The sequence below is a fragment of the Variovorax sp. Varisp36 genome (genome assembly GCF_047304235.1).
Classification (GTDB): Bacteria; Pseudomonadota; Gammaproteobacteria; order Burkholderiales; family Burkholderiaceae_C; genus Variovorax.
Map to the genome: position 1 here is coordinate 12747 of NZ_JBGLYU010000061.1, position 25348 is coordinate 38094.

Consider the following 25348-nt stretch of genomic DNA (forward strand, 5'->3'; position numbering starts at 1 on the left):
GGCGCTGCGCATGCGGTTGAAGCCGTCCCAGGTGAAGGTGGTCTTTTCTCCGTTGCGGCTGCGCTCGATCAGGTTGCCCCGCTCGTCCGACGTGTAGTGGGTTCCCGCATAGTCTTGAATCGCTATGGAGTTCCGATACTTCCTGGGGCAAGGCTATCAACCGAAATCCAGTCGCAATCAAAGGAGAGCGAGAAATCATTATTGCAGGATATGCGCACAGACACTGAATCACTTGAGTTTTCAATGTCGAATTGATCCACAATATTGGCGTGCCCCCAGCCGTGTTGAGAAATTTTCCTGGTCCCAATAAAAGACATTGCCAGATAAATCACATCAAAGCTTTGAGGCCATCTGGTGGGAGTGCGTATGGGCTTTTTGCTGGTCATGATTTTTACAGAAACCCTGGGTTCGTCGCGCTTAAATAGGATTTCTACTATTTCGGATCCTTTTAGGGATGGAAATTCATCGTACAGCGATAATAATGCCTGAGGGTTTAAGATCCTATGAGAGGTATTCATTTTTTATTCCGGCAATTGAAGTAATAGTGATCGTCCATTCCGTCAACTTTTCCGGTTCGGGTATTTTGTTCTGGACGAACATTATGGTGAGATGGTTGATCTCCAACTCCACCTTCGCCGTAATAGTGGCCGGCAGAGTGATCTTGAACGACTACGTTTTTTCCGTTGACTTGATAAGTCAACTCCCGCGTCATGATCGGCTTCTTGTCCTCCCCCAGAATCCAACCGCCTGTTGAGTCGGTCAGTGGAATCATTTTTTGACCTATGGGTTGCTGAGACATTGGAATTCCAAGCTGTCTGCGGATTTCTCTTAGACTGGCACGCCTAGTGGGATGACACGTCAACCCAAATGGGTCGACCCACTGCACAGGATTTGGCACAAACAAATGAAGGTTCGTGCCTCCTGCCAGCCCGATCGGATCTCTGCCTACGAACCGCCCACTCACCGGGTCGTAATACCGATACCGGTTGTAGTGCAGCCCCGTCTCGTCGTCAAAGTACTGCCCCTGGAATCGGATCGGATTCCTGAACCCGGCCCTGCGTCCCGCCTCGCTGATCGCCTGCTTGGCCTCCCCCCAGGCCTTGTAGCTGGCCGACCAGGCGATGCGTCCCTCATGGTCCGTCAGCTCCTGCGGCGTGCCCAGGTGGTCGCACTGGTAGAACGCGATCTCCTCTTTTGAGAAGGGCTGGGGCGGCTGGTTGAGCTGTTCCCCGTTCCACAGCGGATCCCGCTCGATGTCGTAGCGCCCGCCGTTGGCTGCGATCAGTGCCTTCACGTCGGTGGTCTGGCTCAGCGCAACGGCTTGGGCCTGTCGTATCTGCACCAGCGGCACGAACGAGCCGGGCTCGTGGATGTAGTGCACGCTGTCGCCGCGGCCCCAGGTATTCCTGGCGGCCCTCGATGCTTGCGTGCTCTCGAAGGCCAACGTGTCGCCGTCCCAGCCAAACAAGGTCGTCGCGTGTGAGCTTCGCTTGGGGATGCGACGGCCCAGCGCGTCGTAGCTGAAGCTTGTGGTCTCACCGAAGGTCTCGGCGCTGCGCATGCGGTTGAAGCCGTCCCAGGTGAAGGTGGTCTTTTCTCCGTTGCGGCTGCGCTCGACCAGGTTGCCCCGCTCGTCCCACTTGTAGTGGGTGCCTGCATAGTCCTTGAGCTATTGCCTGACATCGATGCCGTGTGGCCCGATGGCATCGACCAATTCCACATCCGAGCCGAAGTCTCTTTGTAGCGGCTCATGCCCCACCAACTTCTCGTAGAGCGCGCGCAAGTAGCCCGGCTTGTCTTCGACTTCATCAAGTGGCACTGCTTGCGGCACAACGTACCCCCAAAACTTGTCAATCTGACCCGAAGAGAGGATGAATTCGATAGCCTCCAGAACCCGTTGCTTGCTCAAAGGACCGAAGCGATCGAAATCGACCTTCATCGCGTCAAACAACTTGGTGCGGCAATCAGCATCATTAATGTAGAAATCGGCTAGGTCGTCGTCGCTCATGGACCCCAAGTAGTAGTCCAGTTCACGGATGTAGTCAGGGAAGATTTGCTTCATAGATCAAGGCCCAAGTTCCGGGTATGCAGTGATTGTTCCATTTGGCCCTCGAAATACGGTTGCCTTTGTGGTTGTCTCCGGACAACCTCCACCTCTTCTATATCCCTCACCGATAACACGCCTCATATCAACGGTTACACGCGAACTTCCAGTTCTATCCATCTCCCGATTTGCGCGCTGAATGGCATCTAACTGATCGACGTTGCTAAGGAATCGGGTGGAGTTCACCGGTCGAGGTCTTCTCGGACACGGATCATCGGGAGGAATGCCGGTAATGGCCCGATGTTCCTGCTGCGCCATGGTCGTCTGCGCGCCATGCCGCGAATAAGCGTGCCCGCCCGAGGCGGCTTGCTGGTCTTGGAGGATTTGTCCGGCCCTGCGATTGGCTCTATTCCCCGCCAAGCCCAATGGATCAACCCACTCCACCGGATTCGGCGCGTACTGCTGGAGATTGATCCCTCCCAGCAACCCTATCGGATCTTTAGAGACGAACCTCCCTACCGCCGGGTCGTAATACCGATACCGGTTGTAGTGCAGCCCCGTCTCATCGTCAAAGTACTGCCCCTGGAACCGGATCGGGTTCCTGAACCCCGCCTTGCGCCCCGCCTCGCTGATCGCCTGCTTCGCTTCCCCCCAGGCCTTGTAGCTGGCCGACCAGGCGATGCGTCCTTCATGGTCCGTCAGCTCCTGCGGGGTGCCCAGGTGGTCGCACTGGTAGAACGCGATCTCCTCTCTTGAGAAGGGCTGGGGCGCTTTGAGTTGCTCCCCGTTCCACAGCGAATCCTGCTCGATGTCGTAGCGCCCGCCGTTGGCCGCGATCAGTGCTTTCACGTCCGTGGTCTGGCTCAGCGCCACCGCCTGCGCCTGCCGGATCTGCACCAGCGGCACGAAGGAGCCGGGCTCGTGGATGTAGTGCACGCTGTCGCCGCGCCAGGCTTGATGCTCCTGCTGGCCCTCGGTGCTCTGCGTGCTCTCGAAGGCCAGCGTGTCGCCGTCCCAGCCGAACAGGGTCACTGCATCGCTGGTGCGCTTGGCGATGCGCCGGCCCAGCGCGTCGTAGCTGAAGCTCGTGGTCTCACCGAAGGTCTCGGCGCTGCGCATGCGGTTGAAGCCATCCCAGGTGAAGGTGCTCTTTTCTCCGTTGCGGCTGCGCTCGACCAGGTTGCCCCGCTCGTCCCACTTGTAGTGGGTGCCGGCGTAGTCCTTGAGCAGGTTGTCCATCAGCCGGCCGGCCATGCTGCGGCCATCGCCGCCCAGGCGCACCGCCACGCGGGTGGTGACGCGGCCGGTCGCCTGTGTGTCGGCATTGGTGTCGGAAGGGTTGCCGATGTTGCCCGCCGGATCGAAGGCGAAGGTCTCGCGGCCCAGGCGGCTGTGGGCTTCGAGCAGGCGCCCCACGGGGTCGTAGCGGTAGCTCAGGTTGCCGCGGCGGCTGTCGCCGATGGCCACCAGCTGGCCGGCCTTGTCGTAGGCATAGCTGCGGCGGATGCCGACGGCCTCGACCGCGCCGGGTTTCGTCTGCGAGATCTGCTGCTCCAGCAGCCGGCCGGCCGGGTCGTACTTCGAGCCCTGGTGCAGGCCGTTGCCCTGGTCGCGGCCGATCTCGCGGTGCAGGTCGTCGCGCTCGAAGCCCAGGATGTCCTGGCCGTCCACGAGCAGGCCGTGCACGTGGCCGGAGCCGTAGGTGAGCCATTGGGTGATGTGGCCGTCGGGGCGGACGCTGGCAACGCGCTGGTGGAGCTCGTCGTAGCCGTGCTGCCAGACCGCCGTGTGGCCATGGTCCAGGTAGTGCTGGTGCTCGCGCACCAGGTTGCCTGCGCGGTCGTAGAACCACTGGAGCCTGGCCTCGGCGTTGGTGGCCTCGACCAGGCGGCCGTTGCGGTCGTAGGCGAAGCGCTCGGCCTGGTCACCGGCCTGGCGCTCGCTCAGGCGGCCCAGGGGATCGAATTCGAGCCGGGTGCTGTGGCCGGCTTCGATGACCTCGGCCAGCACGCCGCTGGCTTCGTCGTAGCGGTACTGGGTGGTCTTGCGGTCGAAGCCGGTTTCCTCGAGCAGCCTGCCGACCGGGTCGTAGCGGAAGTCGTAGCGGCTGCCGTTCTCGTTGTGCAGTTCGCGCAGGCGCCCCAGCAGGTCCCAGTGGTACTTGAGGGTGTGGCCGGACGCGTCGGTGCGCTGGGACACGAGGCCGGCGCGGGTGTAGGCGTAGCTGGTGCGGCGGCCCAGCGCGTCGGTGTGGGCGAGCAGGCGGCCCTCGGCGTCGTGCGCGAAGTGCTCGCTGGTGTTGTCGGGGTGGACGATCTCCTCGAGCTGGCCCGGGTGGTTGGCGTGGTCCGCCGGCATCGCGGCCTGCGCGGTTTCGCCGGCTTCGGTGTAGCGGTACCGGGTGGCTTGGCCCAGGGCGTTGGTGATCCTGGCCAGGCGGCCGCGGCCGTCGTAGGCCCACTGGGTGGTCTTGCCCGAGCAGTCGGTGTGGCTGGCCAGCTGGCCGTCGGGGGTGTAGGCCAGGGTCTTGACGCCGCCCTTGGCGTCGGTGATGCGCACCGGACGCCCGGCGGGGTCGTAGGCGTATTCGGTCTTGTGGCCGAGCGGATCGATCTCTTCGGTGAGGTTGCCGTTCGCGTCGTAGTCGCGCTTCCAGGCGCCGCCTTCGGCATCGAGGATGCCGGTGACACGGTGCCGCGGGTCGTAGGCGTAGTGCACGCTGCTGCCGTCGGCGCGGGTGTGGGTCTTGAGGTTGCCGTTGGCGTCGTAGACGTAGTCGTCGGTGGTGCCGTCGGTGTGGATGTGGCGCGTGATGTTCTTGGCATCGTCGCGCAGGAACCATTCCTCGCGCTTGTCCGGGTGGATGATCCGGTAGGTGTAGCCCAGCACGTCGTAGTAGTACCAGGTCTCGGCGCCGAGGGCGTCGGTCAGGTAGGTGAGCCGGATGTTCTTGTCCCACTCGAGCGTGAGCGCAAAGCTGCCGTCGTCGCTCCACTCACGCACGGCCTTGGCGTCGGCGCCGGTGCCGTCGTACTGCAGGTTCATGCCGCGGCCGGTGCGGTCGGTGTAGCGCGTGACGAGGTGGTGGCTGTAGCTGTACTGCCAGCCGGCGCCGTTCTCGTCCTGCGCGGTGGCGAGGTCGCCTTCGCCATCGTGGGTGTAGGCGGCCAGCTGGCGAACGACGCGGTCGTCCTTCAGCTCCCACAGGGCCTTGATGAGGCCGGTCTGCGCATCGGGTTGGGTGCCGACGTGGGCGATGATGGCCTCGCCCTGCCTGCTGACGATGTCGCTCAGCACCTGCTCGCCGGTGGCCGCAATCACGTGGTCATAGCGCAGGCCGATGGCGGCGCCGCTGCGCGTGTGCTGCGCCACCAGCCGGAAGTGCTGCTTGCCCTGCGAGCCGGCCTTGGCGGCGATGGTGTCGACGAGCTCGTAGGTCTCGCGCCAGTCGGCGGCTTCGCCGGCCGGCATGGGCTTGCCGAAGTCGACCGCCAGCAGGCGCTCGCTGAGGCGCGTGAGGGTGATCTCCTCGATCGGGTTGCGATGGCTCTGTCCCACGGCCAGCAGCGGAAAGGCGTGGCTGCGGCCGTCGGCGCCGTGATAGATCAGGCTCATCTGGCCCTGGCGGCGGCCCTTGGCGGCCTTGGCGACGTCCACGCGCGTGCTGTAGGGCGTGATCCAGCGCGCGCCGAGGCTGCCCTGGTCGAAGGCGGCCAGGTCGCTGCGGTAGGTGCGCGTCCAGGCGATGGGCAGGGGCGCGCCGAGTACGAAGTCGGTGTGGCCGAAGCTCTCGCAGCCGGTGGCCAGGCTGATGGCGCCGCCCGCGGCGGCATTCGTGCAGTTCTTGCAGCTGGGGTCGCCGCTGGCCGGCACTTGGGCGGACGTGGCGCCGTGCTCCCCGCCGGGCTTCTTGCTCTCCACCTGCGTTCCGTGGTTCGCGGAAATGTTGGCGCTGTGCTTTCCCTTGCGCCTGAGCAACGCATCCTTGAGGATCTTGATCATCCACTTGATGCCGTACTGCAGGCCCTCGTCGCCCAGCCGCATGATCTGCCGCCGCGCCATGCCCTTGAGGTCGGTCAAACTGGCGACGGTGTCCCGGATCATCGCCTTGGCGCTGTCGGGCAGCGCATAGTGGCTCGTGGTGGCCGCCACGTAGTTGGCGGATTTCTTCGCGGCCTCGGCCGCGGCGGCCATCATGCGGCTCCAGGTGCTCTGGGTCTTGGGGTCGTAGGTGTTCCTCTCGGCAGCAACGCCCGTCGCGAACACCGGCTTCTCGCCGAGCGCCACCTGCAGCGCGCCGATCAGCGCGTCGGCGATGCCGTCGACCTTTTTCGCGCAGGACTGCAGGAAGCCGTCGAGTTGGCCGAGCGCCTCGTCCACGAACTTGTCGAGCGTGCCGGCAATGGTGTCGTTCAGGTGGGTGACGAGCACGGCGATGAACGCCTCGCCGATGTTCGGCACCACGTTCCTGGCCGACTTGGCGATCTCCTGCTTGAGCAGGTGCAGCATGGGCCGCAGGCTCATGCGCGCCGCGCCGGTGGCGGGCGGAAACGGGATCACGCCCAGCAGGTTGATGGCCAGGCTCACCCACTGCAGCACATCGCTGTACGCCTTCTTGGTGACCATCTCGACGAGGTCCCAGACCGCGTCGATGAGCGCCATGATGTTGCCGATGACCGGCAGGCTGCCCGCGAAGGTCGTCAGCACGTTCAGCGTGACGTAGTCGTTGGTGAGCTTGCGCAGCCACTTGTCGATCTTGGCGGCGCCGGCGCCGATGTCTTCCTCGCCGATGGTGTTGAGCGGCGCCACCGCGGTCTGGCGCTCGCGCTCCTTGGCTTGCGCGTCGTTCTGGGGGGCCTGGTCAGCCATTCGCGAATCTCTCCCTTGTTCTCTGGTGGTCGTCGTCGAGCGGTGCCGGCGATCAGCCCGCGAAGCCCGGCGTCTGGCCGAGCGGCAGCGTCGGCATCGAAGGCAGCGGCGCGGGCAGCTTGGGCACCATGGCGCCCACGGTCTGCGCGGCCATGCCGCTGGCCGCCTGGCCGACCTGGCCCAGCAATGCCTTGGCGCCGCCTTGCTGGATGGCCTGCACGGCGCCGACGGCCTGCTGCGCCGTGCTTGCCGCCTCGCTGGCCTGGCTCACGAGGCCGGCCGCCCTGCCCAGTGCTCCACCAGCCTGGCCCAGCAGGCCCGTTGCTGCGCCGCCGAGCAAGCTCGATCCGCCACCTCCCGCATCGATGGACTTGTCGCTCGCGGGCTGGGCGGGCCAGCGGTTCGGCAGGCCGAAGTAGCTGCCCGTGTCCCAGGGATCGCTCGGATCGCCGCCGAACGTGACCTTGGCCTGGCCGAGCGGAAGCCCCGCCACGGAGGCGAAGCCGTTCGCGTCGAGCTTGCCGGTGTGCGTGCCGCCGTCGGAGTCGACCACCGTGTAGTCGCCTTGCTTCACGCCCTGGCGCTTGGCGCCGTCGGCCTTGACGTACTGGTGGTACAGGTCGAGCTGCCCCCGCGGCAGCTGCGTCGGCTGGGGCAACCGGGGCTGCCCGTCGCTCTTCGGCCCCACCAGCGAGTGCGATGCGGCATGCGCGCGCCACAGGCCGTTGGTGCCGCTCTCGATGCCACCGGAATTCCAGCGCGTATAGCTGGAGCCGCCGTTGATAAGAACCTCTTCCTTCGCCGTGATGGTGATCCGGTTGGCCTCCATCTTGACGTTGAGCTTGGCCAGTACGTTGATGCTGTCCTTCAGCGCCGTGATGTCGATGTCGGCGGCCGCGGCCGCCATGCGGATGCCGTTGTTGAAGGCGACCATGCGCACCGCGTCCTTGGCGCTCACCAGGAAGCTGTTGCCGGTGGCAAAGCTGGCATGCGCCCCGCTGGTGATGGCCGTGTGCTCGACGCTCACGATGTGCGTGGAGCCCTGTGCCGTGGCCTGGATGCCGGCCGGACTCGCCAGCGTCAGGTGCGGCTCCTGGAACTCGGGGAATTCGCCCTGGGCCGCGTTGCCGCCGCTGCCCCTGATCGCATCGTTCTGCTCCTTGAGGCCCTTGGCGACCTCGTCCTGGTCGCCCGCTTCGTGTGCCTTGGCACCCTTGGCCGCCTCCGCCAGGCTCTCGTGAAGGTCACGGCCTTGCGTCAGCCGGCCCACCGTCTCGCGCATGTCGGTGATGTGGGCCTGGGCGTTGGGCCGCGGCTCGGTCGTGACGAGCAGGCCCGCCTTCGCCCGGATGGCGCCATGCCCATCGGTGCGCAGTTCGAAGCCCTGGCCCCGATCGTCCTTGCGCCCCGCGGTGTCGTCGATGCGCCCGATGTGGCCCAGGCTCAGGCTGGAGCTTTGATGGTCGCTCTTGAGCTGCGCCTGGATCTTGCCGGTCGTGTCGTCGAGCGCCAGGTGGTTGCTCTGGCCGCCCTTGAGCTCGCGGCTGCGCAGGCCCGCCAGGTGCTTCTGCTCGGGCAACTGCCAGGCGGGCATCTCGTCGGCGTTGTGCACCCGGCCGACGACGATGGGGTGGTCCGGGTCGCCGTTGAGGAAATCGACAACCACCTCCTGGCCGATGCGCGGCAACGCGGCCATGCCGAAGGTCGAGCCGGCCCAGCCGAGCGACACGCGCAGCCAGCAGCTGGAGTTCTCGTTGTGCTGGCCCAGGCGGTCCCAGAAGAACTGCACCTTGATCCGCCCGTACCTGTCGGTCCAGATCTCCTCGCCGGCCGGGCCGACGACCACGGCGGTCTGGGGCCCCCGCGTGCGCGGCTTGACGGTGCTGCGCTTCGGCCGCCATGCGTAGGTGGTGGGCTGCACGTCGAAGGCAAAGCGCTGGACGGAGCCCTCGGAGGCGCTCGCGCCTTCGCTGGCCTGGAGGTTTTCCTGGAGGTCGTAGTCCACGCCGAGCAGCAGGTACTGCTGGTTCTGGTCGGCGCGGGGATGGCTGGCCAGGCGCATGGTGAAGCCCGGCGCCAGGTCGCGCCGGTTCGAGCGCCCGCTCGCACGGCTGCGCTCGCTCAGTTGCTCTTCGTTGCGCACGCGCGCATAGGTTTCGCCATCGCCGAGCTCGGTGTGGTTGCCAGGCCATTCGTACTGTTCGAAACCGTCGTGGTCGTGGCCGGGCGGCATCTGCCGCTGGGTGGTCAGGTCGGCCTTGGGCTTCTCGAAGTCATAGTGGCGGCGCTGGTGCCGGCCGGGGCGCATGCTCTCGTGCTGCATCCATTCGGTGACGCGTTCGGCAGGCTCCAGGCCACCGGTCATGCCGGCCTTTTCGTCGGGGTGGTAGCGAAGCTCTTCGCCGCCGGGCAGCGGGCCGTGGGAACTCGCGATGTCGTCGGCGAAGACCAGCGTGTGCTGCCCGGCCTCGTGGCGGAAGAAGTAGTAGATGCCCTCGTGCTCGCACAGGCGCGAGACGAACTCGAAGTCCGTTTCCCCGCCGGTCGGCCCCCCGTACTGCACGCAGTAGTCCCAGGCGCGGTAGCTGCGGCTGAGCTTCTGCTCCATGGGATAGCCGTAGCGCCCGAGGACGGCCGTCACGATGTCGGGAACCGTTTGGTCCTGAAAGATGCGGTAGTCGCTTCTGCGCGTTGCCAGCCAAAGCCAGGGACGCAGCCGCATCCTGTAGAAAGACTGCCGGCTGTCTTCTTGAGACAGCCCGAAGCTGGTCACGATGCCGCCGAGATGGCGGGTGTCGCCATGCTCCGTCTCGATGGCGACGGAGGCGCTTTTCCCGAGCAGCGCCTTGGGGTCGATGGCGTTGTGGCTGCCCAGCAGATCGACGTCGAAGGTGTACGGCTGGCTGAGTGCTTCGCGGCCGGCCAGGCGATGGAACTGAAGCGCATCGCCTGCCGGCGTGGCGATGGTGACGCGCCGCGTCATGGCGACAAGGACGTGCGTGCACACACGCCGTCGTGGATGGACATGGGATCTCCCTGCAGATGACCGCCGCTGTGGACCAGGGCGAGCTTTGTTCGATTATGTAAGGCGCTGCAGCCTTCGCGTAAGCACCCAAAAGTAGCACCGCGCACAGCTCGAACGTGGACGACTTCACGAAGTGCCCGCTTGCTCGCCGTGATCGCCGGATGCCCTCCTATGTGGCCGCGGCCGGCATCGATGACTTCGATGGGCTGCGACCCGAACATGTATCTTCAGCTCATGCCCGGCGCCACCGAACTCCCCCGCCGCACCTCCCGCCTTTTTCATCGGCAAGACCCATGAGCCCAACGATTCAATCCGCCCCGAGTGCAAGACGCTTCACACTCCCGCAAGACCTGGCGATTGCCTCCGCGCTTTCGATGATCCTGCTGTGCCCGGCCACCGCCGCCGCGGCACCGAAAGCGCCGCCGCAGTTCATCGACTACCCGACCACCGCGCGCGATCAACCCCTTGCAGGCTCACACCCACCACTGCGGCTGACGACCCGAACGGCCCGGCGCTACACCACAGTCATCCACCACGCCTACAACGAGCCGCCCAACTTCGCCGGCCATCTGCGGGTGGCAGCCTGGGGATGCGGCACCGACTGCCGCAACTTCGCGGTACTCGACCAGAACACGGGCCAGGCCTACACCCTTCCCAGCGTCGATGCGATCGTGGGCGCCATGGGCAACGGCGATGAGCGGGTGGATTTCCGGCTCGACAGCCGGCTGCTGATCATCTCCGGCAGCTTCAATGAGAAGCCTCCGGAAGGCAAGTTCTACTATCTGTGGACGGGGCAGCGCCTCAAGCGGATCTTCACCGAGCCATTGGCTGTAGAGATGATCGACACGTCTCCCGTGGAAACCCAAACACCTGCGCGCTGAGACGGGGCCCGGCACGCCCCCTGCGTGAAGGGCGCCAGAAGTACCTAGCGATCGCAGCTGCGCTGGCGCTCGACCTTCTTGGCCATTTGCTCGTTCTCATGCTGCACGCACATCGACATGGCCATCGGCTCGAGCGATCCGCCACCATAGGCCTTGGCGGCGCTGCGTTTGCAACCGCGATCACGCGCGGCTGCCCAGCGGGAAATCGTGGCTTCGAGCCGGTCCTTGCAGGCCGGCAACTGCTCTGCCTTGTTGGCGATAGCGTGCTGAAGAACCAGCTCCGCCGCGACAGCGTCACGGTATGCACAGATGTTCATTGCAGATTGACTGGCATCGCAGTTGGACAGGAGGCCACGCAGCGCGTCTTCGGCCAGCCCGGAGCGATGCGCCAATGCAGCCACCACCTCTTCGGGGCCGGGCTGGTACTTCGGGGGGGACGAAGACGCGGCCGCGCCTGCAATCGCGAGTGCCCCCAGCAATAGAGCCGCTACGCGCTTCATCGTGCAGGCCGAGCGGTGGGTTGTGCAGGCTGAAACGGCGCTGTTTCCTCACGCCGACGGTTTGCCAGACCCTGCGAACGGATGGCCCGCAAACGACGACCCCGGGCATCGCGGGGACGCACAAAAACGTTGTTATTCATATGAGTCACAACATCGGCATCAGCACCCCGGTTGGCCGCGTCCAGCACCGACCTTGCGCCCGTCACACCGAGGTTGAAGGTATAGCTCACCAGCGCATCGAACTGGGCTTGCGTAAGCGTCTGCCTGTTCACGTGCCGGCGGACACCGGCCTCGGCGGTGTGTAGTCTGGTTGCCAACTGGGCATCGACCTGCGCGGCTGTAACGGGGCGTACCAGTTCTTCTGCGGTGCAAGGACCGTGATGCGCGAGAGCGCCGACTCCAAATGTGCAGTTGTTCGCCAGATCGTTGTAGTACTGAAGGCGAACATCCTCGCGACGGCGAAGCTCGGCACGCCCGCTGGCGCTCATAGACATGTTTTCATTGGCCATTTCAACTCCCTTGATTTCTTACAGTGGCTCATGCTTGAGTCGCCGACGGCGCCACTATTTTTTGTCTTAGCCAACTCGGCGGAGGGCCAACATGGCCCTCACGAAATCATAGTGTCACTTCAAGACTGCCCCTCTCGTTGACGCAGCCTGCGCAAGCTCGTTATCTGCGTCCGTGATCGACGTGAGCTCCGGTCCGCCTATCCGAGCTCAATGCGTACTACTTGGTGTGCCCTGAGGGGAGCGCGGAGGACTCGCGGGCTATGGCGTTTCGGAAGTGGCTGCTGGAGGGGGCGGCCGCACCAGTTGCCTGATTGCTTCCTGCTGCCGCCCTCAAATCAAAGCTCGTTGCAATAGCTACTGACAGGCGCCCCAGCCAGCTCAGCCGCCATCGTGTCCCAAGCACCGGACGACACCACGCCTGCGATATGCGCCTCATGCTTGTTCCGAGACTCCCACGACTCGACCAGCGTGAACATGCAGACGTTGTCGCCGTGCCCATACAACCGCACGCCACGGCATCCATCCGCCGATGGCAGCGACTGCTTGACCTGCTGCATGAGTTGAGCGAACGCGGATGCGCGCTCGGGCTTGGCTTCGAAAGTGATGATGACGTTGATCGGGTTCATGGAAATTTCTTTGTCGCTGGCTTGAAGAAAAAGGAAGAACGCAGGTTAGCCAGCGCCCTCTCCCGCGCCAAGGCGCGAAGCTGCGAAGAAATTGACCATGGCTGCGAAGGATGCGACCGGCCATCCCCCGCATCAGCCCTTCAGCCCATCAACCCGCCTGCACGCGCCGCACGTACTCGGCGGGCGTTGCCTCGAACCGCCTGCGAAACGCGCGATTGAAATGCGCCGCGCTCTCGAACCCCACCTTCGCCGCCGCATCGCCGGGCCGCAGCCCCGCGCCCAGCATCAGCATGCGCGCCTCTTCCAGGCGCAGGTCGCGAATGCAGCGCATCGGCGTGACCCCGGCCACCTCGCGAAAACTGTGCGCGAAATGCGAAGGGCTCATGTGCACGTGGCTGGCAATCTCGGCCACCGACAGTGGCCGGCCCAGATGGCGGCGCATGAAGGCGATGGCCGTCTGTATGCGTGCACCGGCCTTGGTAACGGCACCCGCGCTGCGGATGGCGGCCGCGGCCTCGGAGCGCAGCAGCCGCAGCACGATTTCTTCAACCGCCAGCGGCGCGAGCGTGCGGCGATCCACCGGGTCGTCGGCCGCCAGCAGCAGGCGGGCAAAGGCCTCGACCACTTCCGGCCCCACCGCAGCCGTGAAGTTCTCGGTCACACGGGCCGGCTCGGCCAGCGTGCCACTTTCCGCCAGCGCGACGAAAGACTTGACCAGCATGTCGGGCGGCAGGTCGAGATGAATCGCGAGGTACGGATGCTCGGCGCTCGCCCCGACGACCGTGCCGAGGCACGCCACCTCGGCCCCGAGCACCAGGCATTGCGTGGCGCCGTAGTCGAGCGAACGACGGTCGCCGAGGTGTGCGGTCTTGCGGCCCTGCAACACCACCACCACGCCCGGCGTGAGGCGCTGGGTTTTCTCGTAGCGCACCGGGCGCGAGAACCGGTAGCAGCGCAGCCCTGGATACAGCGCATCGGTGCGGCCGTCCGCAGGGGTTCGCGCCGCGACCATGTCGCGCAGACGGGCCCAGGGGGCGGTGGGAATGGCCTCGGGCTTGTTGTCGGCGACGGGCGGAGCTGGCATCGGTTTTGTTGTGGGGAGGAGAAGAAAAGCGGAATGCGCAGCGTTGCCGGTTGGCGCGTACCCGTTGTCGGGGCGCATGGCCGATGCTATTGGGTGCTGCCGATGTTCTGTCGCAGCGCTTCACCCGTTGCAGCCGTCGCTTCTAGAGTTTGCATGCACGGAAATCGCAAGCCGAGCGCCACCGATACTTGACGACAACACAACTATCTTCTGCCCCAACCCCCATTTATCCGCAAAGGTAACCGCAAGACACTCCTCTACATCCAAGAAGGAGTGCTCTCATGCCAATCGCCTTGCTCGCGCTGACTCTCAGCGCCTTCGCCATCGGGACGACCGAGTTCGTCATCGTTGGCCTCATCCCCACTGTGGCCGCCGACCTCGGCATCGGCCTCCCCTCCGCCGGCCTGCTGGTCAGCCTCTACGCACTGGGCGTTGCCATTGGCGCGCCGGTGCTCACCGCCCTCACGGGCAAGCTGCCGCGCAAGGCGCTGCTGCTCGGGCTGATGGCGCTGTTCACGGTCGGCAATCTGCTGGCGTGGAAGGCGCCGAGCTATGAATCGCTGATTGCCGCCCGCGTGCTCACGGGGCTGGCGCACGGGGTGTTCTTCTCCATCGGCTCGACCATTGCCACCGGCCTGGTGCCGAAGGAAAAGGCGGCGAGCGCCATCGCGATCATGTTCACGGGCCTCACGGTGGCGCTGGTCACGGGCGTGCCGCTGGGCACGTTCATCGGGCAGCACTTCGGCTGGCGCGAGACTTTCCTGGCCGTGTCGGCGCTGGGCGTTATCGCCTTCATCGGCAGCTGGATCTTCGTGCCCGGCAACATCCGGCACACGCCGCCGGCCTCGCTGGCGCAGCAAGCCAAGGTGCTGGCCGAGCCGCGCCTGTTGCTGGTGTATGCGAAGACGGCCATCGGCTATGGCGGCTCGTTCATTCCGTTCACGTTTCTCGCGCCGATCCTCACCGACGTGTCTGGCTTCAGCGCCGGGGCGGTGGGCTGGGTGATGCTGGTTTACGGCATCTCGGTGGCGGTGGGCAACATCTGGGGCGGCAAGCTGGCCGACCGCAAGGGGCCAATTCCGGCGCTGAAGATCATCTTCGCGTTGCTGGCCGCGGTGCTGCTGCTGTTCAACTTCGCGGCGCCGCACAAGTGGCTGGCCCTGCTGGCGGTGCTGATGTGGGGCGCGGTGGCGTTCGGCAATGTGCCGGGGCTGCAGGTGTATGTGGTGAAGCAGGCCGAACGCTTCACGCCGCAGGCGGTGGACGTGGCCTCGGGCCTGAACATTGCGGCCTTCAACCTCGGCATTGCCGGCGCGGCCTGGATCGGTGGGCTGATCGTGACGCACCTTGGGCTGATGCACACGCCATGGATTGGCGCACTGGTGGTGCTGGTGTCACTGGCCCTCACGCAGTGGAGCGGAACGCTTGATCGGCGTGCAGGCATTCCTGTTCGCGCTTCGGGGCCGGTGCCGGTCGGTCACTGAACCTCCCCCTCTTTTTTCAACACACAAGGACAACGCCATGAAGACGAACAACAACCCCATTCCCGCCTTCGGCCTCGGCACCTTCCGCCTGAAGGGCCAGGTGGTCATCGACTCGGTGAAGAACGGCCTCGACGTGGGCTACCGCGCCATCGACACGGCGCAGATCTACGGCAACGAAGCCGAGGTGGGCCAGGCCATTGCCGAAAGCGGCGTGGCCCGCAGCAGCCTCTTCATCACCACCAAGATCTGGACGGACAACTACGCCAAGAGCAAGCTGGTGCCCAGCCTGAAAGACAGCCTCGCCAAGCTGCGCACAGACCATGTCGACCTCACGCTCATCCACTGGCCCTCGCCCGGCAACGCGGTGCCGGTGGCCGAGTTCATGGGTGCGCTGGCCGAGGCCAAGGCGCAGGGGCTCACGAAGCACATCGGCGTGTCTAACTTCAACATCGCGCTGATGAAGGAAGCCATTGCGGCCGTGGGCGCGGAGCAGATCGCCACCAACCAGATCGAGCTGCACCCCTACCTGCAGAACCGCAAGGTGGCTGAGTTCGCGAAGAGCGCCGGCATCCACATCACGTCTTACATGACGCTGGCCTACGGCAAGGTGCTGGGCGATCCGGTCGTCGAGGCGATTGCCAAGGCGCGCAACGCCACCGCCGCACAGGTGGTGCTGGCGTGGGCGATGCAGCTGGGCTACGCGGTGATTCCGTCGTCCACCAGGCGCGCGAACCTCGAAGGCAACCTGAAGGCGCAGCAGCTGCGCTTGACGGATGCCGAGATGGCGCAGGTTGCGGCGCTCGACCGCAACGAGCGCCTGACAGACCCGGCCGGTCTGTCGCCGGCCTGGGACTGATCGTCAGCGTCTCCTGCCATGCATGCAGGCGCGGCATCACGCGCTGATGGCCGCCTGCGCCTGCCGGCGCCGTGGGCCGCATCGATCGATTTGCCCCTCAGGCACTCCGGTGCTTCAATGTCGGCTCCTGCCATGACCAAGGAGACTTCCATGGCCTACGAAGCGCGATATGTCCTGCGACCCAACCCCGGAGCCGATCTCGGCGCCGTCATCGAAGCCCTGAAGGTGGGCGCGGCGCTCTGGAAGAAGCACGGTGCGCCCGACCCGCAGCTATGGAGCGTGGCCGCCGGCGAACTGGGCAACTATGTTCTGACCGTGCAGTTCGAAAACGCGGCCGCATACGCGAAGGTCACGGACCCTCTGTCGGCCGACCCCGAATTCCGCCACTGGCAAGCGGACAACGTGCAGTCCGGCGCGTTCACGTGGGTGCGCAGCAACCTGATGCGCGAGCTTCCCCTGCCCTGAAGCCGCCGCCGCGCTCAATGGGAGCGTCGTCGTGCACGCTCCTTCGCGGTGCGTACCTCCTTCGAAATGGACGAGACCACGGCGGCCCATTCCTCTGCCGTGAGCAGCAGCGCCGTCTGCGAGTGAAGGAGCGTGTCTTCCTTGTCCAGGTGCACGTTCATGAACTGCCGGTGCCGCTGCAACAGGGCCTCGGCCTCCGCGGCCGCTCTCGCGTCGCCGGTTTCGGCGCGCTTCAAGGTGGTCTTTGCCTGCGAGAGGAGGCCGTTGCAGCATTCGCTCTCCGAGTCGAGTTCATCGAGAAGCTCGTCGGCTTCGCTCGACCTTCCGCGCAGCATGTTCAGCATGACGACGCCTTTGGGGCGGTGGGTCGTTTCTTCGAAGTCCTGGAGACGTTCGATGACTTCGATGGCAGACGCCGCGCGTTGTCCGGTGCGCGTCCCGTCGCCTGTCTTCATCGCCGTATCGAGTCGAGCCAACAACTCCCGGGTGCGGGCGTGCTCGGCGCGCAGGATGGCCCATGCGCATTCGGCTGCCAACATGCTTCACCTCCTTTGTGGAGCAGCGAACTGCTCCGGAACTGCCTGTGAGCCTTAGCCTTTAACGCCATGGTTCTACATGGTTGCAGCCGGTGCCGCAAGCCTCGTCTCGAAGGCCGGCTTGTCGCCCGCCCCGGGGATTGATACGACTGTTTCAGGGTCTCGTCTACCCAGGCCTGGGCCGCGATCGCGGCAGCCCGTGGCATTCTGAAGAGAGGTGCATCTTCAAACTACACAGGCGATGGAGGACATCCGATGCGGCATGAACGCTGGCTGCGCGCGTTCGCATGGGCCGGAAGCTGCGCGCTTCTGGTTGCGTTCGGCATGTGGAGCGGCGGTGGCGCGGCCATTCCCGATGCGCCGGCCGCACCGCCCGCGGCGAGCAGCCGCGTCGTCTCCGGCACCATCGCCTCGGCCAGGACCGGCGCGACCTATCCGCTCGAAATCTACCTGCCCGCCTCCTACGACGGCGGCTCGGCGGCGTATCCGGTCATCTATGCGTTGGATGGCGATGCGGTCTTCAATCCGCCCGGTACGCGGTTCGCGAATTTCAGGGCCGTCCTCGAGGCGCGCCGCACGCAGGCGATCCTCGTGGGCATCGGCGGTTCGGCCCGACGCGGAAGGGACTACCTGCTGCCCGGGGCCCTTGCGTACCACGACTTCCTCGCGCTCGAGCTCGTGCCCTTCATCGAAGCGCGATACCGCGCCGATGCGCGAAGGCGCCTGCTGACGGGCCTGTCGCTGAGCGGCAGCATGGCCGGCATCGCCCTGTTTCTGGAGGGCGCGGCGGGCCAGCTGACGTTCTCGCACTTCCTGTCGTTCGAAGGCTCGTTCGGCGTTCAGGCGGACCGGCACCAGGCGCTCGAAGAAAAGATGCACGACGCGCTCGGCGGCAAGCCCTTGCCCGCCACGCTCTTTCTCACGCGCTGCGGCAACCCCGCGGAGTGCAACTTCGAGCCCGTGGGCGGGATGTACAAGCGGCTCCTGGCCCGCTCGTACCGGGGCCTGGTGGCCACGGAAACGACGTATTCGACGACGCACATCGGCACCGATGTTCCGTCGTTCACCGACGCGGTCGCGAAGCTGTTGCCATAGTTCGCCTGGCCGGCGGGAGCAACGTCGCGGAGCAAAAGTTGCTGCGAAGGCAGTCGTCTTCATGCCGCGGGTTCGCAAACCGAATCGAGCGCGTACCTGAGTTCGCGCTCCTCTTGCGAGGTCATCGCGAGTGCGAGGGTGCGGAACTCGGCCTTGTAGCAAGGCAGCATCAGTGCCGCGGTGAGCGAGTGAACGCCACTGCCGTGCGCAATGTGCTCGTGGCATGCGACAACGCTGCGATGGATTTCGAGTGCGCGTGCGACGCGGGTCGAGGCCTGCCCTTTCGCGCCCTCGTCGCTTCTCATGAAGATCATTGCCGACTCCTTGCTGCGGCGCGCTTCGCGTGGCGCCGTGAGTGCACTCTATTCAGAGGAGCGCGCAGTGGGGAGTAACAACATCGTCGTGAATCCGGATGACGCATTCGAAACGCCGCTCAGTTGAGCGATCCGCGGCACACGCCGCAGACTCCCCGCCGACCGGGCAGCGGTCAGCCGGGGCTCATGAACCCCGGCGCGGCGCGGCCCAATCGGAAAGGATCTGGACGGCCTCGCGGTCCATCTTCTGCTCGGCGGGCAGGCTGCGCTGCCCCAGCGCAGCACCAGCCTCGGTACGCAGGACTTCCACGTCAATGGGATGTCGAGCCGCCACGGTCACCCCGTCGAACGCTTCGCCCGACTGCGCAAGCGAAGCCGCGTAGTACAACTTCGCAATGCCCGCAATGTGCATTGCCGCCACGCACATCGCGCAGGGTTCGCACGAGGTGTAGAGCTCGCTGCCCGACAGGTTCACGGTACCGAGCTTGCGGCATGCATCGCGGATGGCTTCGACTTCGCCGTGCGAGGTGGGGTCGTGGTGGGCGACGGAGTGGTTGAAGCCTTCGCCGACGATCACGCCGTCTTTCACGACGACGGCACCGAAGGGCTCGGTGCCGGGCTCCTGCAGGGCTTGGGCAGAAAGGGCCAACGCCCTTTGCATGAAGTGTTCCTGGTACATGGTGCTCAGACCTTTCTGGTGGCCGCGCCTTCGAGCGCGGAGAGAGATGGTGCATCAGTCTGCGGCGCGCGCGAATCGAACAGGCCTGCCGTGGCCGCTGCATAGCGGCGCGGGTCGAAGCACAGCACGAGCGGCAGCAGCGCGACCACGACGGCGGCAAGGTAGGCCCACGCGAGCGTAAAGCCGCCGGTGTGCTCGCGCACCCAGCCGGTGACGAAGGGCGCGAGCGCCGCGATCATGAAGCCCACGCCCTGCATGAAGCCGGCGAGGGCGCCGGCCTGTGCGGGGTCGGGCAGGTGGTCGAGCGCGAGCACCATGCACAGCGAGAACGCGCCGCCGAGGCCGAAGCCCAGCACGACGGCGATGGCGACTGCCGGCACGGGTGCGTCGAAGGTCAGCGCGCAGAAGCCGGCGAGCTGCGCAACGAGCGTGAGCACCAGCCAGGGGCGCAGATCACGGCCGCGACTGCGGGCGATGGCTGGCATCGCGAGTGCTGAAACCACCTGCGCGGCGGTCATCAGCGCGAGCACCGATCCGCCCTGCTGCGCGGTCCAGCCTTGTTGTGCATAGAAGTGCGGCAGCCACGCGACGAGGCTGGTGTAGCCGCCGTTGATGAGGCCGAAGCACGCGGCCAGCAGCCACGCGCGGCGGCTTGCGAAGCAGCGCAGCCACGAGAGGCTTTGTCTTGGCGCATCGGCGGTGAATTCCATGCGCCGCATGTTGAGCCAGTACAGCAGTGCGAAGACGGCAAGCAGCGCCCAGATGGACAGGCCCGCGTGCCAGTCGGGCTGCGCGCCGCCGAATGCATGCGCGACCCACGGGCTGGCCATGGCGCCGAGGCCGCCGCCGCCCATGATGGCGGCGGAGTACAGCCCCGTCATGACGCCGATGCGTGTCGGATAAGCCTGCTTCACCACGCCGGGCATCAGCGCCTGGACCAGGCCCACGCCAGCGCCGGCGAGCGCGGCGCTCCACAGCAGCGCCGCTGCGCCGCCTGCCACGTACCGGCTTGCGCAAGCCAGGGCGATGGCCGCCAGCCCGAGCGCGACGCCGCCGCGCGCGCCAATGCGCTGGCCGACCGCCGCGCCGAAAAGCGAAGTGGCGCCCATGGCGAACATCGGCAGCACGGTGAGCAGCGCCACCGCATGAAAGCCGATGCCGGTTGCAAGGCGGATGGGTTCGAGCAGCGGGCTGCTCGATGTGAGAAAGGCGCGCAGGTTCAGCGCCACCAGCACGATGACGATCGCGAAGGCGATGCCTCCGTCACGACTGCGCCCTGTCCTCACAGAGACGCCACATCCGCCTGCAGCACGCCGTTGCGCGCCACGATGCAGCCGCCCGCCACCACCAGCTTGCGCACGGGCCGCGAGACGACGGCGTGCGCGACGGTCTGCGCATCGACCAGCACGAGGTCGGCGCGGCAGCCCGCCTCGATCCCGTAGGCCTCGAAGCCGCAGCCGCGCGCGCCCGAGTGGGTGACGGTATCGAGCGCCACCGCGATCTCGTCGTCGCGGCGCAGGTTGTAGCGCAGGCCGATGATCATGGCGCGCTCCAGCATGTCGGGGTTGCCATAAGGCGACCAGGTGTCGCGGATGCCGTCGTTGCCACCGAGCACGGTCACGCCGGCCTGCCTGCAGGCCATGAGGGGCGGCACGGTGCGCGAAGGCGGCGCGCTGGTGATGAGCACCACGCCGAGCTTGGCCATGCGCGCCAGCAATGCCTCGCGCTCGCGTTCGCTCACGTCGCCCAGGCAGAAGCCATGGCTGATGGCCACCTTGCCCTGCATGCCCAGCGCCTCTGTGCGCTGCAGGATCAGGTCGAGCGAGAACGCGCCCATGGCACCGGGCTCGTGCAGATGGATGTCGATGGGGCGCTGATGCTTGTGGGCGATGCCGAAGAGCACGTCGAGCGACTTCACCGGGTCGCCGTCGATGGCGCAGGGGTCGAGGCCGCCGAGCACGTCGGCGCCCAGCGCCAGCGACTGGTCGAGCAGCTCGGCCGTGCCCGGCCGGCCCAGCAGGCCCGATTGCGGGAACGCGACGATCTGGATCTGCTGCAGCTCGCGCAGCGCCTCGCGCGTGCGGATGGTGCCTTCGAGATGGCGCAGGCCGGCCCGGGTGTCGACGTCGACGTGCGTGCGCAGCCGCGTGGTGCCGAGCGCCAGGAAGGCCTTGGCCAGCACCAGCGACTGCGCGGCCGCGTCATGCCCGCTGGCGTGGCGAAAGGCGCGCTCGTTCTCGATCTTGTCGATGAGGTTCACACCGACCTCGTTGCGGTACCAGTCCATGCCCCACATGGTCTTGTCGAGATGCGTGTGGCCTTCGACGAGGCCGGGCAGCAGCAAGGCGCCGTGGCCTTCCTCGACGGTAGCGCCGGCCAGCGCGGCAAGCTCCGCGCCGATCGCGGCGATGCGGTCGTCCTGCACCAGCACGTCGACGGGGGAGGCGCCCACGGGGCGCACGTTGCGGATCAGGAGCGATGGCATGTGGGGCGGTCCGTTTCTCTATCTTTGTCTGGGCATCAGGCCGGCTGGGCTGCGATGGCGCGGCGGGTCGTGTTCGGGGTGAGCAGCGCCACCACGACGAACACCAGCGCATTCGTCGCCAGCGCCACGAGCCCGGTGTTGAGCGACTTGAACGCGACCGGCGCGGCCGGGAACAGCGTACCCAGGTTGGAACCGGTGGTCATCATGAAGCCCAACACCGCACCACCCGCCAGGATGCCGGCGAAGGCGGCGTGCCTGTTGCCGAAGGGCTTCTTCATGAGGCTGAAGAGCAGCGAGGGCAGCAGCTGCGTGAGCAGGCTCGAAGCGAAGATGGCCACCGACACGATGGTGGTGCCGCCGCGCAGCACGAAGTAAACCGCCACCAGTGCGAACACCGGCAGCACGCCGCGCGCCACGCGCGACACCTGCCTGTCGGTGGCGTTGGGCGCGAAGCCTTCCTTGTAGACGTTCTTGCCGATCACGGTGGATGCGGTGAGCAGGATCATCGAGCCCGGCACGAGCGCGGTGAGCACGCCGGTGCCGCCGATCACGCCGACGAACCAGGGGTCGAAGGTGTGCTTCACCAGGCCGAAGAGGGCCAGGTCGACGTCGGAGCCCTTGAGCCCCGGCACCTGCAGGATGGCCGCGAAGCCCACGAGGAACAGGAAGGCGATGACCACCTGGTACAGCGGCATCAGGATGGTGTTGCGGCGCACCGCGCTCGCGCTCTTGGCGGCGTACACCGAGGTGAGGTTGAACGGGTAGAGGTAATAGCCCAGCGCCGTCAGAAGGATGGTCGAGTTGTACCAGGTGAGGTTCAGGCCCTCTTTCGGGAACTCGAAGAAGCTGGGGTTCGCCGCCTGGATGGCGGTGAACATCGGCGTGACGCCGCCGTAGTAGTGCCACGGCAGGTAGATGCCGAGGAACACGGCAAGCGCGAGGATGAGGATGTCCTTCACGATGGCGATGCTGGCCGATCCGTGGATGCCCGAGAACAGGATGTAGTTGACCATCACCAGCGTGCCGATCCAGATCGCCACCTGCGGCGCGATGGAGCCGTACGAGGCCTCCGACACGATGATGCCGAGCCCGCGCAGCTGGATGGTGAGCAGCGCGACCATGCCCATGAGCGCCACGATGGACACCAGCACGCCCAGCGCACGGCTGTCGTACTTGTGCGCGAAGAAGTCCGAAAACGACACCAGCTTGTGCGCGGTGGCGTAGCGCCAGATGGCCGGCAGCATCCAGAAGGCCATCAGGTAGGCCAAGCCGCCGTAGGCCAGGATGTAGAAGGCCGGCGTGCCCTTGCTGTAAGACCAGCCGCTCGCGCCCAGGAAGGTGAAGGTGGAGAACGACTCGCCCGCCATCAGCAGGAACACCATGATGGCGCCCAGCCCGCGCCCGCCGATCGCCCATTGCTCCAGGCTCATGGTGCGCCCGCGCCGCGCGAGCACGGCGAGGCCCAGCGCGCCGATGACGAACAGGGCGATGACGCCGAGTGCCGCGTTCATCGCGCGCCTCCGGTGGAGGAAGAAGGCGCATCGATGTCGCCTTCGGCGCGGTCGATGACCACCATGATCAGCGAGGTCAGCACCAGCCAGCTGACATTCCACACCATCAGGAAGGGCATGCCGAGCACGAAGGTGGGAGCGACGGAGGACAGCCATCCCCCGCTGAAGAAAGCGGCGACCGGCAGCGCGGCAAGCCATTTGGCGGATTTCATGGGGGCCTCGATTCTTGTCTCGGGTTGGGATTTTCTATGATTTTGGTTAACCATACATTTTTATTTGGTTAACCAAACGGATGCGGATGGTACGGAGCGCGGGGGGCCGAGTCAATCCGGGGGCTTTCCCTGAGGGTGCGGTCCGCAGGCAATAATCCGGTTGCCTATGCCCTCCGCCGCACGCAAGTCCCCAGCGACAGCCCCCTCCCCCGAGCCCGCCGAAGCCGACGATCCGAACGTGGACGAACGCGTCTACGGCGCGGTCTCCAAGGCCTTGCTGAGCGGCAAGCTGCGCCCCGGCACGCCTTTGCGCGAGCGCGCGCTGGCCGAAGCGCTGGGTTGCACGCGCGGCGCGGTGCGCAAGGCGCTGGCGCGGCTGGGCTCGGAAAAACGGCTGGTGCTGGAGCACAACCGGGGCGCCTTCGTGCCCAACCCGTCCATCGACGACATGCGCGGCATCTACCGCGCGCGCCGCATCGTGGAGGCGGGGCTGGTGACCACGCTCTTCGGCAATCTCTCACGCGAGCAGGTGGCCACGCTGCGCAAGCACGTGCAGGCGGAGCAGAAGGCCTTCAAGGAAGGCCGGCGCGAGGACGCGGTCCGGCTGGCGGGCGACTTCCACCTGCTGCTGGCGCAGATGGCGGACAGCGAGGAGCTGCTGTCGTACATCCGGCGGCTGATCTCGAACACCGAGCTCTACAAGGCGCTCTACGACTCCGCCGAGGCCGCGAGCTGCGCGCCGCGCGAGCATGAGCAGATCATCGAGGCGCTGGCCACGGGCAAGTCGCTCGACAAGGCGCTGGCGGTAGCGCTGGAGCATCTGGACGAGCTGGAGCAGCGCGTGATCGCGGGCGCTGCGGCCGAGCAGGAAGTGGACCTTGCGACGCTGCTGAACGGCGGCGGCACCAGCAGCGGCAACAAGGGCAGCAAGCCGCACGCGCACGACCACTGAGGCATCCACGCTTCGCTCGCGGCCGAAGTGTGGCCGCGCCGGTCGGGGAATGATCGGCGCACCATGCACGCATCCACACCCTCCTCCATCGACAAGCCCCACGCCAACCTGGCCTTCGAATGGGCGCTGCTCGCGGTGCTCGCCACCTGCTGGGGCGCCTCGTACACCTTCATCAAGATCGGCGTGGCGACGATCCCGCCCGTTACGCTGATCGCGGCGCGCACGCTGATCGCCGGAGCGCTGCTGCTCGCGGTGCTGCGCATGCGCGGCGTGAAACTGCCGAAGGACGCCGCTGCGTGGCGCCGCTTCGCACTGCAGGCCTGCCTGAACAGCGTGCTGCCCTTCACGCTCATCGCCTGGGCCGAGCGCAGCGTCGATGCCGGCCTGGCGACCATCCTCAACTCGACCTCGCCGATCTTCATCTTCCTGCTGGGGCTGGGCCTCGGCGGCTCCGACAAGCCCACGCTGCGCCGCCTGTTCGGCGTGAGCGCGGGGCTGGCGGGCATCTGCCTGATCGTGGGCTTCGAGGCGCTGAACGGGCTCGGGCATTCGCTGCTCGCGCAGCTTGCGCTGGTGGCGGCCGCCGTCTGCTACGGCTGCGCCGCGATGTTCGGGCGCGTGTTCAAGGGGTTGGACCCGATGGTGCCAGCCGCTGGTTCGCTCGTCAGCGGCGCGGCGATGCTGCTGCCCGCGAGCATCGTCATCGACAGGCCGTGGACGCTCTCGCCGTCGGCCGCGTCGATGGCGGCGGTGCTCGCGCTCGCGGTGCTCTCCACGGCGCTGGCCTTCACGATCTACTTCCGGCTCATCAAGACGCTGGGGCCGATGTCCACCGCCGCGCAGGCCTATCTGCGCGTGCCCATCGGCGTGCTGATCGGCACGACGTTCCTGGGCGAGAGGCTGGCGCCCACGGCGTGGATCGGGCTGGCCTGCGTGGTGGCGGGCGTGGTCGCGATGACGATGCCCGGGACGAAACTTTTGCGCCGCGCGCTGCAGTTTTTACGCGGTGTTTAGACGCCCGCCCATACGCTGCCGGCTCCTCCATCCGTCAGCGAATTCTTCGATGAAAAACATTCTCCGCATCGCCCTGCCGATGCTCGTTCTTCCCACCTTTTCCGCCCTGCCGATGCTCGCGAGCGCGCAACTCACGGGCAACGTGTCCATCACCACGAACTACAAGTTCCGTGGCCAGGACCAGGACATGATCGGCAAGAACGACTA

The 25348-nt window shown here is 66.1% G+C and carries 23 protein-coding genes; 7 read left to right on the forward strand and 16 right to left on the reverse strand.

Features of this window, described 5'->3' with window-relative positions; all coding sequences use genetic code 11:
• Positions 1–122: 122 nt before the first annotated feature.
• The 5 genes from ACCD11_RS25900 to ACCD11_RS25920 form a co-directional block, all read right to left on the reverse strand.
• The gene (locus tag ACCD11_RS25900) at positions 123–518 is read right to left on the reverse strand and encodes an immunity 50 family protein (RefSeq protein WP_413316016.1); all 396 of its coding nucleotides are present in this window, start codon (positions 516–518) and stop codon (positions 123–125) included.
• Positions 515–1561 (reverse strand): RHS repeat-associated core domain-containing protein, encoded by a 1047-nt coding sequence (locus ACCD11_RS25905; protein ID WP_413316017.1) that lies wholly within the window; start codon positions 1559–1561, stop codon positions 515–517. Before ACCD11_RS25905 ends, ACCD11_RS25900 begins: the two co-directional genes overlap by 4 nt.
• Before the next feature lie 108 nt (positions 1562–1669).
• A complete protein-coding gene (locus tag ACCD11_RS25910; protein ID WP_215245516.1) occupies positions 1670–2008 on the reverse strand; it encodes a hypothetical protein in 339 nt (112 codons plus the stop codon).
• A gap of 57 nt (positions 2009–2065) precedes the next feature.
• On the reverse strand, positions 2066–6913 hold the full coding sequence (locus tag ACCD11_RS25915) for an RHS repeat-associated core domain-containing protein (protein WP_413316018.1): 4848 nt from the start codon (positions 6911–6913) through the stop codon (positions 2066–2068).
• A 52-nt stretch (positions 6914–6965) separates the two neighbouring features.
• Positions 6966–9896 carry a type VI secretion system Vgr family protein gene (locus ACCD11_RS25920; protein ID WP_413316019.1) on the reverse strand — a complete coding sequence of 977 codons (2931 nt, stop codon included), beginning with the start codon at positions 9894–9896 and terminating at the stop codon, positions 6966–6968.
• 335 nt (positions 9897–10231) lie between these two features.
• On the opposite strand from ACCD11_RS25920, the gene ACCD11_RS25925 reads away from it, so the two are divergent.
• The gene (locus ACCD11_RS25925; protein ID WP_413316020.1) at positions 10232–10819 is read left to right on the forward strand and encodes a hypothetical protein; all 588 of its coding nucleotides are present in this window, start codon (positions 10232–10234) and stop codon (positions 10817–10819) included.
• Between the two features lie 44 nt (positions 10820–10863).
• Here ACCD11_RS25925 and ACCD11_RS25930 read toward each other — a convergent pair whose 3' ends face one another.
• The 4 genes from ACCD11_RS25930 to ACCD11_RS25945 all read right to left on the reverse strand — a co-directional run bounded on the left by ACCD11_RS25930 (position 10864) and on the right by ACCD11_RS25945 (position 13538).
• On the reverse strand, positions 10864–11319 hold the full coding sequence (locus ACCD11_RS25930; RefSeq protein WP_413316021.1) for a lysozyme inhibitor LprI family protein: 456 nt from the start codon (positions 11317–11319) through the stop codon (positions 10864–10866).
• On the reverse strand, positions 11316–11828 hold the full coding sequence (locus ACCD11_RS25935) for a glycoside hydrolase family protein (RefSeq protein ID WP_042673238.1): 513 nt from the start codon (positions 11826–11828) through the stop codon (positions 11316–11318). The genes ACCD11_RS25930 and ACCD11_RS25935 overlap by 4 nt, the downstream gene beginning before the upstream one ends.
• A gap of 335 nt (positions 11829–12163) precedes the next feature.
• Positions 12164–12454, reverse strand: a complete 291-nt coding sequence (locus tag ACCD11_RS25940) for a putative quinol monooxygenase (RefSeq protein ID WP_413316022.1) — start codon at positions 12452–12454, stop codon at positions 12164–12166.
• Positions 12455–12602: 148 nt separating this feature from the next.
• Entirely contained in the window at positions 12603–13538 is a 936-nt protein-coding gene (locus ACCD11_RS25945; protein ID WP_413316023.1) for an AraC family transcriptional regulator, read from the reverse strand.
• A 281-nt stretch (positions 13539–13819) separates the two neighbouring features.
• Between ACCD11_RS25945 and ACCD11_RS25950 the strand changes: the two genes are divergently transcribed.
• The 3 genes from ACCD11_RS25950 to ACCD11_RS25960 all read left to right on the forward strand — a co-directional run bounded on the left by ACCD11_RS25950 (position 13820) and on the right by ACCD11_RS25960 (position 16343).
• Positions 13820–15022, forward strand: coding sequence for an MFS transporter (locus ACCD11_RS25950; protein ID WP_413316024.1), 1203 nt, complete (start codon positions 13820–13822; stop codon positions 15020–15022).
• A gap of 37 nt (positions 15023–15059) precedes the next feature.
• The gene (gene dkgB / locus ACCD11_RS25955) at positions 15060–15878 is read left to right on the forward strand and encodes a 2,5-didehydrogluconate reductase DkgB (protein ID WP_413316025.1); all 819 of its coding nucleotides are present in this window, start codon (positions 15060–15062) and stop codon (positions 15876–15878) included.
• Between the two features lie 150 nt (positions 15879–16028).
• Positions 16029–16343, forward strand: coding sequence for a hypothetical protein (locus ACCD11_RS25960; protein WP_413316026.1), 315 nt, complete (start codon positions 16029–16031; stop codon positions 16341–16343).
• Positions 16344–16357: 14 nt separating this feature from the next.
• Here the strand turns inward: ACCD11_RS25960 and ACCD11_RS25965 are convergent, their stop codons facing one another.
• Positions 16358–16882: a hemerythrin domain-containing protein gene (locus ACCD11_RS25965; protein WP_413316027.1), complete on the reverse strand. Its 525-nt coding sequence runs from the start codon at positions 16880–16882 to the stop codon at positions 16358–16360.
• A gap of 252 nt (positions 16883–17134) precedes the next feature.
• On the opposite strand from ACCD11_RS25965, the gene ACCD11_RS25970 reads away from it, so the two are divergent.
• Complete coding sequence (locus tag ACCD11_RS25970; protein WP_413316028.1) at positions 17135–17974, forward strand: alpha/beta hydrolase-fold protein; 840 nt, start codon at positions 17135–17137, stop codon at positions 17972–17974.
• Between the two features lie 59 nt (positions 17975–18033).
• Here the strand turns inward: ACCD11_RS25970 and ACCD11_RS25975 are convergent, their stop codons facing one another.
• The 6 genes from ACCD11_RS25975 to ACCD11_RS26000 all read right to left on the reverse strand — a co-directional run bounded on the left by ACCD11_RS25975 (position 18034) and on the right by ACCD11_RS26000 (position 23175).
• Positions 18034–18288 (reverse strand): hypothetical protein, encoded by a 255-nt coding sequence (locus ACCD11_RS25975; protein WP_413316029.1) that lies wholly within the window; start codon positions 18286–18288, stop codon positions 18034–18036.
• A 184-nt stretch (positions 18289–18472) separates the two neighbouring features.
• A complete protein-coding gene (locus tag ACCD11_RS25980) occupies positions 18473–18949 on the reverse strand; it encodes a nucleoside deaminase (RefSeq protein WP_413316030.1) in 477 nt (158 codons plus the stop codon).
• A 23-nt stretch (positions 18950–18972) separates the two neighbouring features.
• Entirely contained in the window at positions 18973–20253 is a 1281-nt protein-coding gene (locus ACCD11_RS25985; RefSeq protein WP_413316031.1) for a cyanate transporter, read from the reverse strand.
• On the reverse strand, positions 20250–21452 hold the full coding sequence (locus ACCD11_RS25990) for an amidohydrolase family protein (RefSeq protein WP_413316032.1): 1203 nt from the start codon (positions 21450–21452) through the stop codon (positions 20250–20252). Before ACCD11_RS25990 ends, ACCD11_RS25985 begins: the two co-directional genes overlap by 4 nt.
• Positions 21453–21487: 35 nt before the next feature.
• Positions 21488–22963, reverse strand: a complete 1476-nt coding sequence (locus ACCD11_RS25995; RefSeq protein ID WP_413316033.1) for a sodium:solute symporter family protein — start codon at positions 22961–22963, stop codon at positions 21488–21490.
• Positions 22960–23175 carry a DUF3311 domain-containing protein gene (locus ACCD11_RS26000; RefSeq protein ID WP_007832390.1) on the reverse strand — a complete coding sequence of 72 codons (216 nt, stop codon included), beginning with the start codon at positions 23173–23175 and terminating at the stop codon, positions 22960–22962. Before ACCD11_RS26000 ends, ACCD11_RS25995 begins: the two co-directional genes overlap by 4 nt.
• Positions 23176–23341: 166 nt before the next feature.
• On the opposite strand from ACCD11_RS26000, the gene ACCD11_RS26005 reads away from it, so the two are divergent.
• Entirely contained in the window at positions 23342–24127 is a 786-nt protein-coding gene (locus ACCD11_RS26005; protein ID WP_413316034.1) for a GntR family transcriptional regulator, read from the forward strand.
• Between the two features lie 63 nt (positions 24128–24190).
• The gene (locus tag ACCD11_RS26010; protein ID WP_413316035.1) at positions 24191–25141 is read left to right on the forward strand and encodes a DMT family transporter; all 951 of its coding nucleotides are present in this window, start codon (positions 24191–24193) and stop codon (positions 25139–25141) included.
• Positions 25142–25348: the final 207 nt, after the last annotated feature.

Coding starts and splice junctions, on each gene's coding strand:
- ACCD11_RS25900 (WP_413316016.1), bottom strand. CDS start 518: ATGAATACCTCTCATAGGATCTTAAACCCTCAGGCATTATTATCGCTG.
- ACCD11_RS25905 (WP_413316017.1), bottom strand. CDS start 1,561: ATGCGCAGCGCCGAGACCTTCGGTGAGACCACAAGCTTCAGCTACGAC.
- ACCD11_RS25910 (WP_215245516.1), bottom strand. CDS start 2,008: ATGAGCGACGACGACCTAGCCGATTTCTACATTAATGATGCTGATTGC.
- ACCD11_RS25915 (WP_413316018.1), bottom strand. CDS start 6,913: ATGGCTGACCAGGCCCCCCAGAACGACGCGCAAGCCAAGGAGCGCGAG.
- ACCD11_RS25920 (WP_413316019.1), bottom strand. CDS start 9,896: ATGACGCGGCGCGTCACCATCGCCACGCCGGCAGGCGATGCGCTTCAG.
- ACCD11_RS25925 (WP_413316020.1), top strand. CDS start 10,232: ATGAGCCCAACGATTCAATCCGCCCCGAGTGCAAGACGCTTCACACTC.
- ACCD11_RS25930 (WP_413316021.1), bottom strand. CDS start 11,319: ATGAAGCGCGTAGCGGCTCTATTGCTGGGGGCACTCGCGATTGCAGGC.
- ACCD11_RS25935 (WP_042673238.1), bottom strand. CDS start 11,828: ATGGCCAATGAAAACATGTCTATGAGCGCCAGCGGGCGTGCCGAGCTT.
- ACCD11_RS25940 (WP_413316022.1), bottom strand. CDS start 12,454: ATGAACCCGATCAACGTCATCATCACTTTCGAAGCCAAGCCCGAGCGC.
- ACCD11_RS25945 (WP_413316023.1), bottom strand. CDS start 13,538: ATGCCAGCTCCGCCCGTCGCCGACAACAAGCCCGAGGCCATTCCCACC.
- ACCD11_RS25950 (WP_413316024.1), top strand. CDS start 13,820: ATGCCAATCGCCTTGCTCGCGCTGACTCTCAGCGCCTTCGCCATCGGG.
- dkgB (WP_413316025.1), top strand. CDS start 15,060: ATGAAGACGAACAACAACCCCATTCCCGCCTTCGGCCTCGGCACCTTC.
- ACCD11_RS25960 (WP_413316026.1), top strand. CDS start 16,029: ATGGCCTACGAAGCGCGATATGTCCTGCGACCCAACCCCGGAGCCGAT.
- ACCD11_RS25965 (WP_413316027.1), bottom strand. CDS start 16,882: ATGTTGGCAGCCGAATGCGCATGGGCCATCCTGCGCGCCGAGCACGCC.
- ACCD11_RS25970 (WP_413316028.1), top strand. CDS start 17,135: ATGCGGCATGAACGCTGGCTGCGCGCGTTCGCATGGGCCGGAAGCTGC.
- ACCD11_RS25975 (WP_413316029.1), bottom strand. CDS start 18,288: ATGATCTTCATGAGAAGCGACGAGGGCGCGAAAGGGCAGGCCTCGACC.
- ACCD11_RS25980 (WP_413316030.1), bottom strand. CDS start 18,949: ATGCAAAGGGCGTTGGCCCTTTCTGCCCAAGCCCTGCAGGAGCCCGGC.
- ACCD11_RS25990 (WP_413316032.1), bottom strand. CDS start 21,452: ATGCCATCGCTCCTGATCCGCAACGTGCGCCCCGTGGGCGCCTCCCCC.
- ACCD11_RS25995 (WP_413316033.1), bottom strand. CDS start 22,963: ATGAACGCGGCACTCGGCGTCATCGCCCTGTTCGTCATCGGCGCGCTG.
- ACCD11_RS26000 (WP_007832390.1), bottom strand. CDS start 23,175: ATGAAATCCGCCAAATGGCTTGCCGCGCTGCCGGTCGCCGCTTTCTTC.
- ACCD11_RS26005 (WP_413316034.1), top strand. CDS start 23,342: ATGCCCTCCGCCGCACGCAAGTCCCCAGCGACAGCCCCCTCCCCCGAG.
- ACCD11_RS26010 (WP_413316035.1), top strand. CDS start 24,191: ATGCACGCATCCACACCCTCCTCCATCGACAAGCCCCACGCCAACCTG.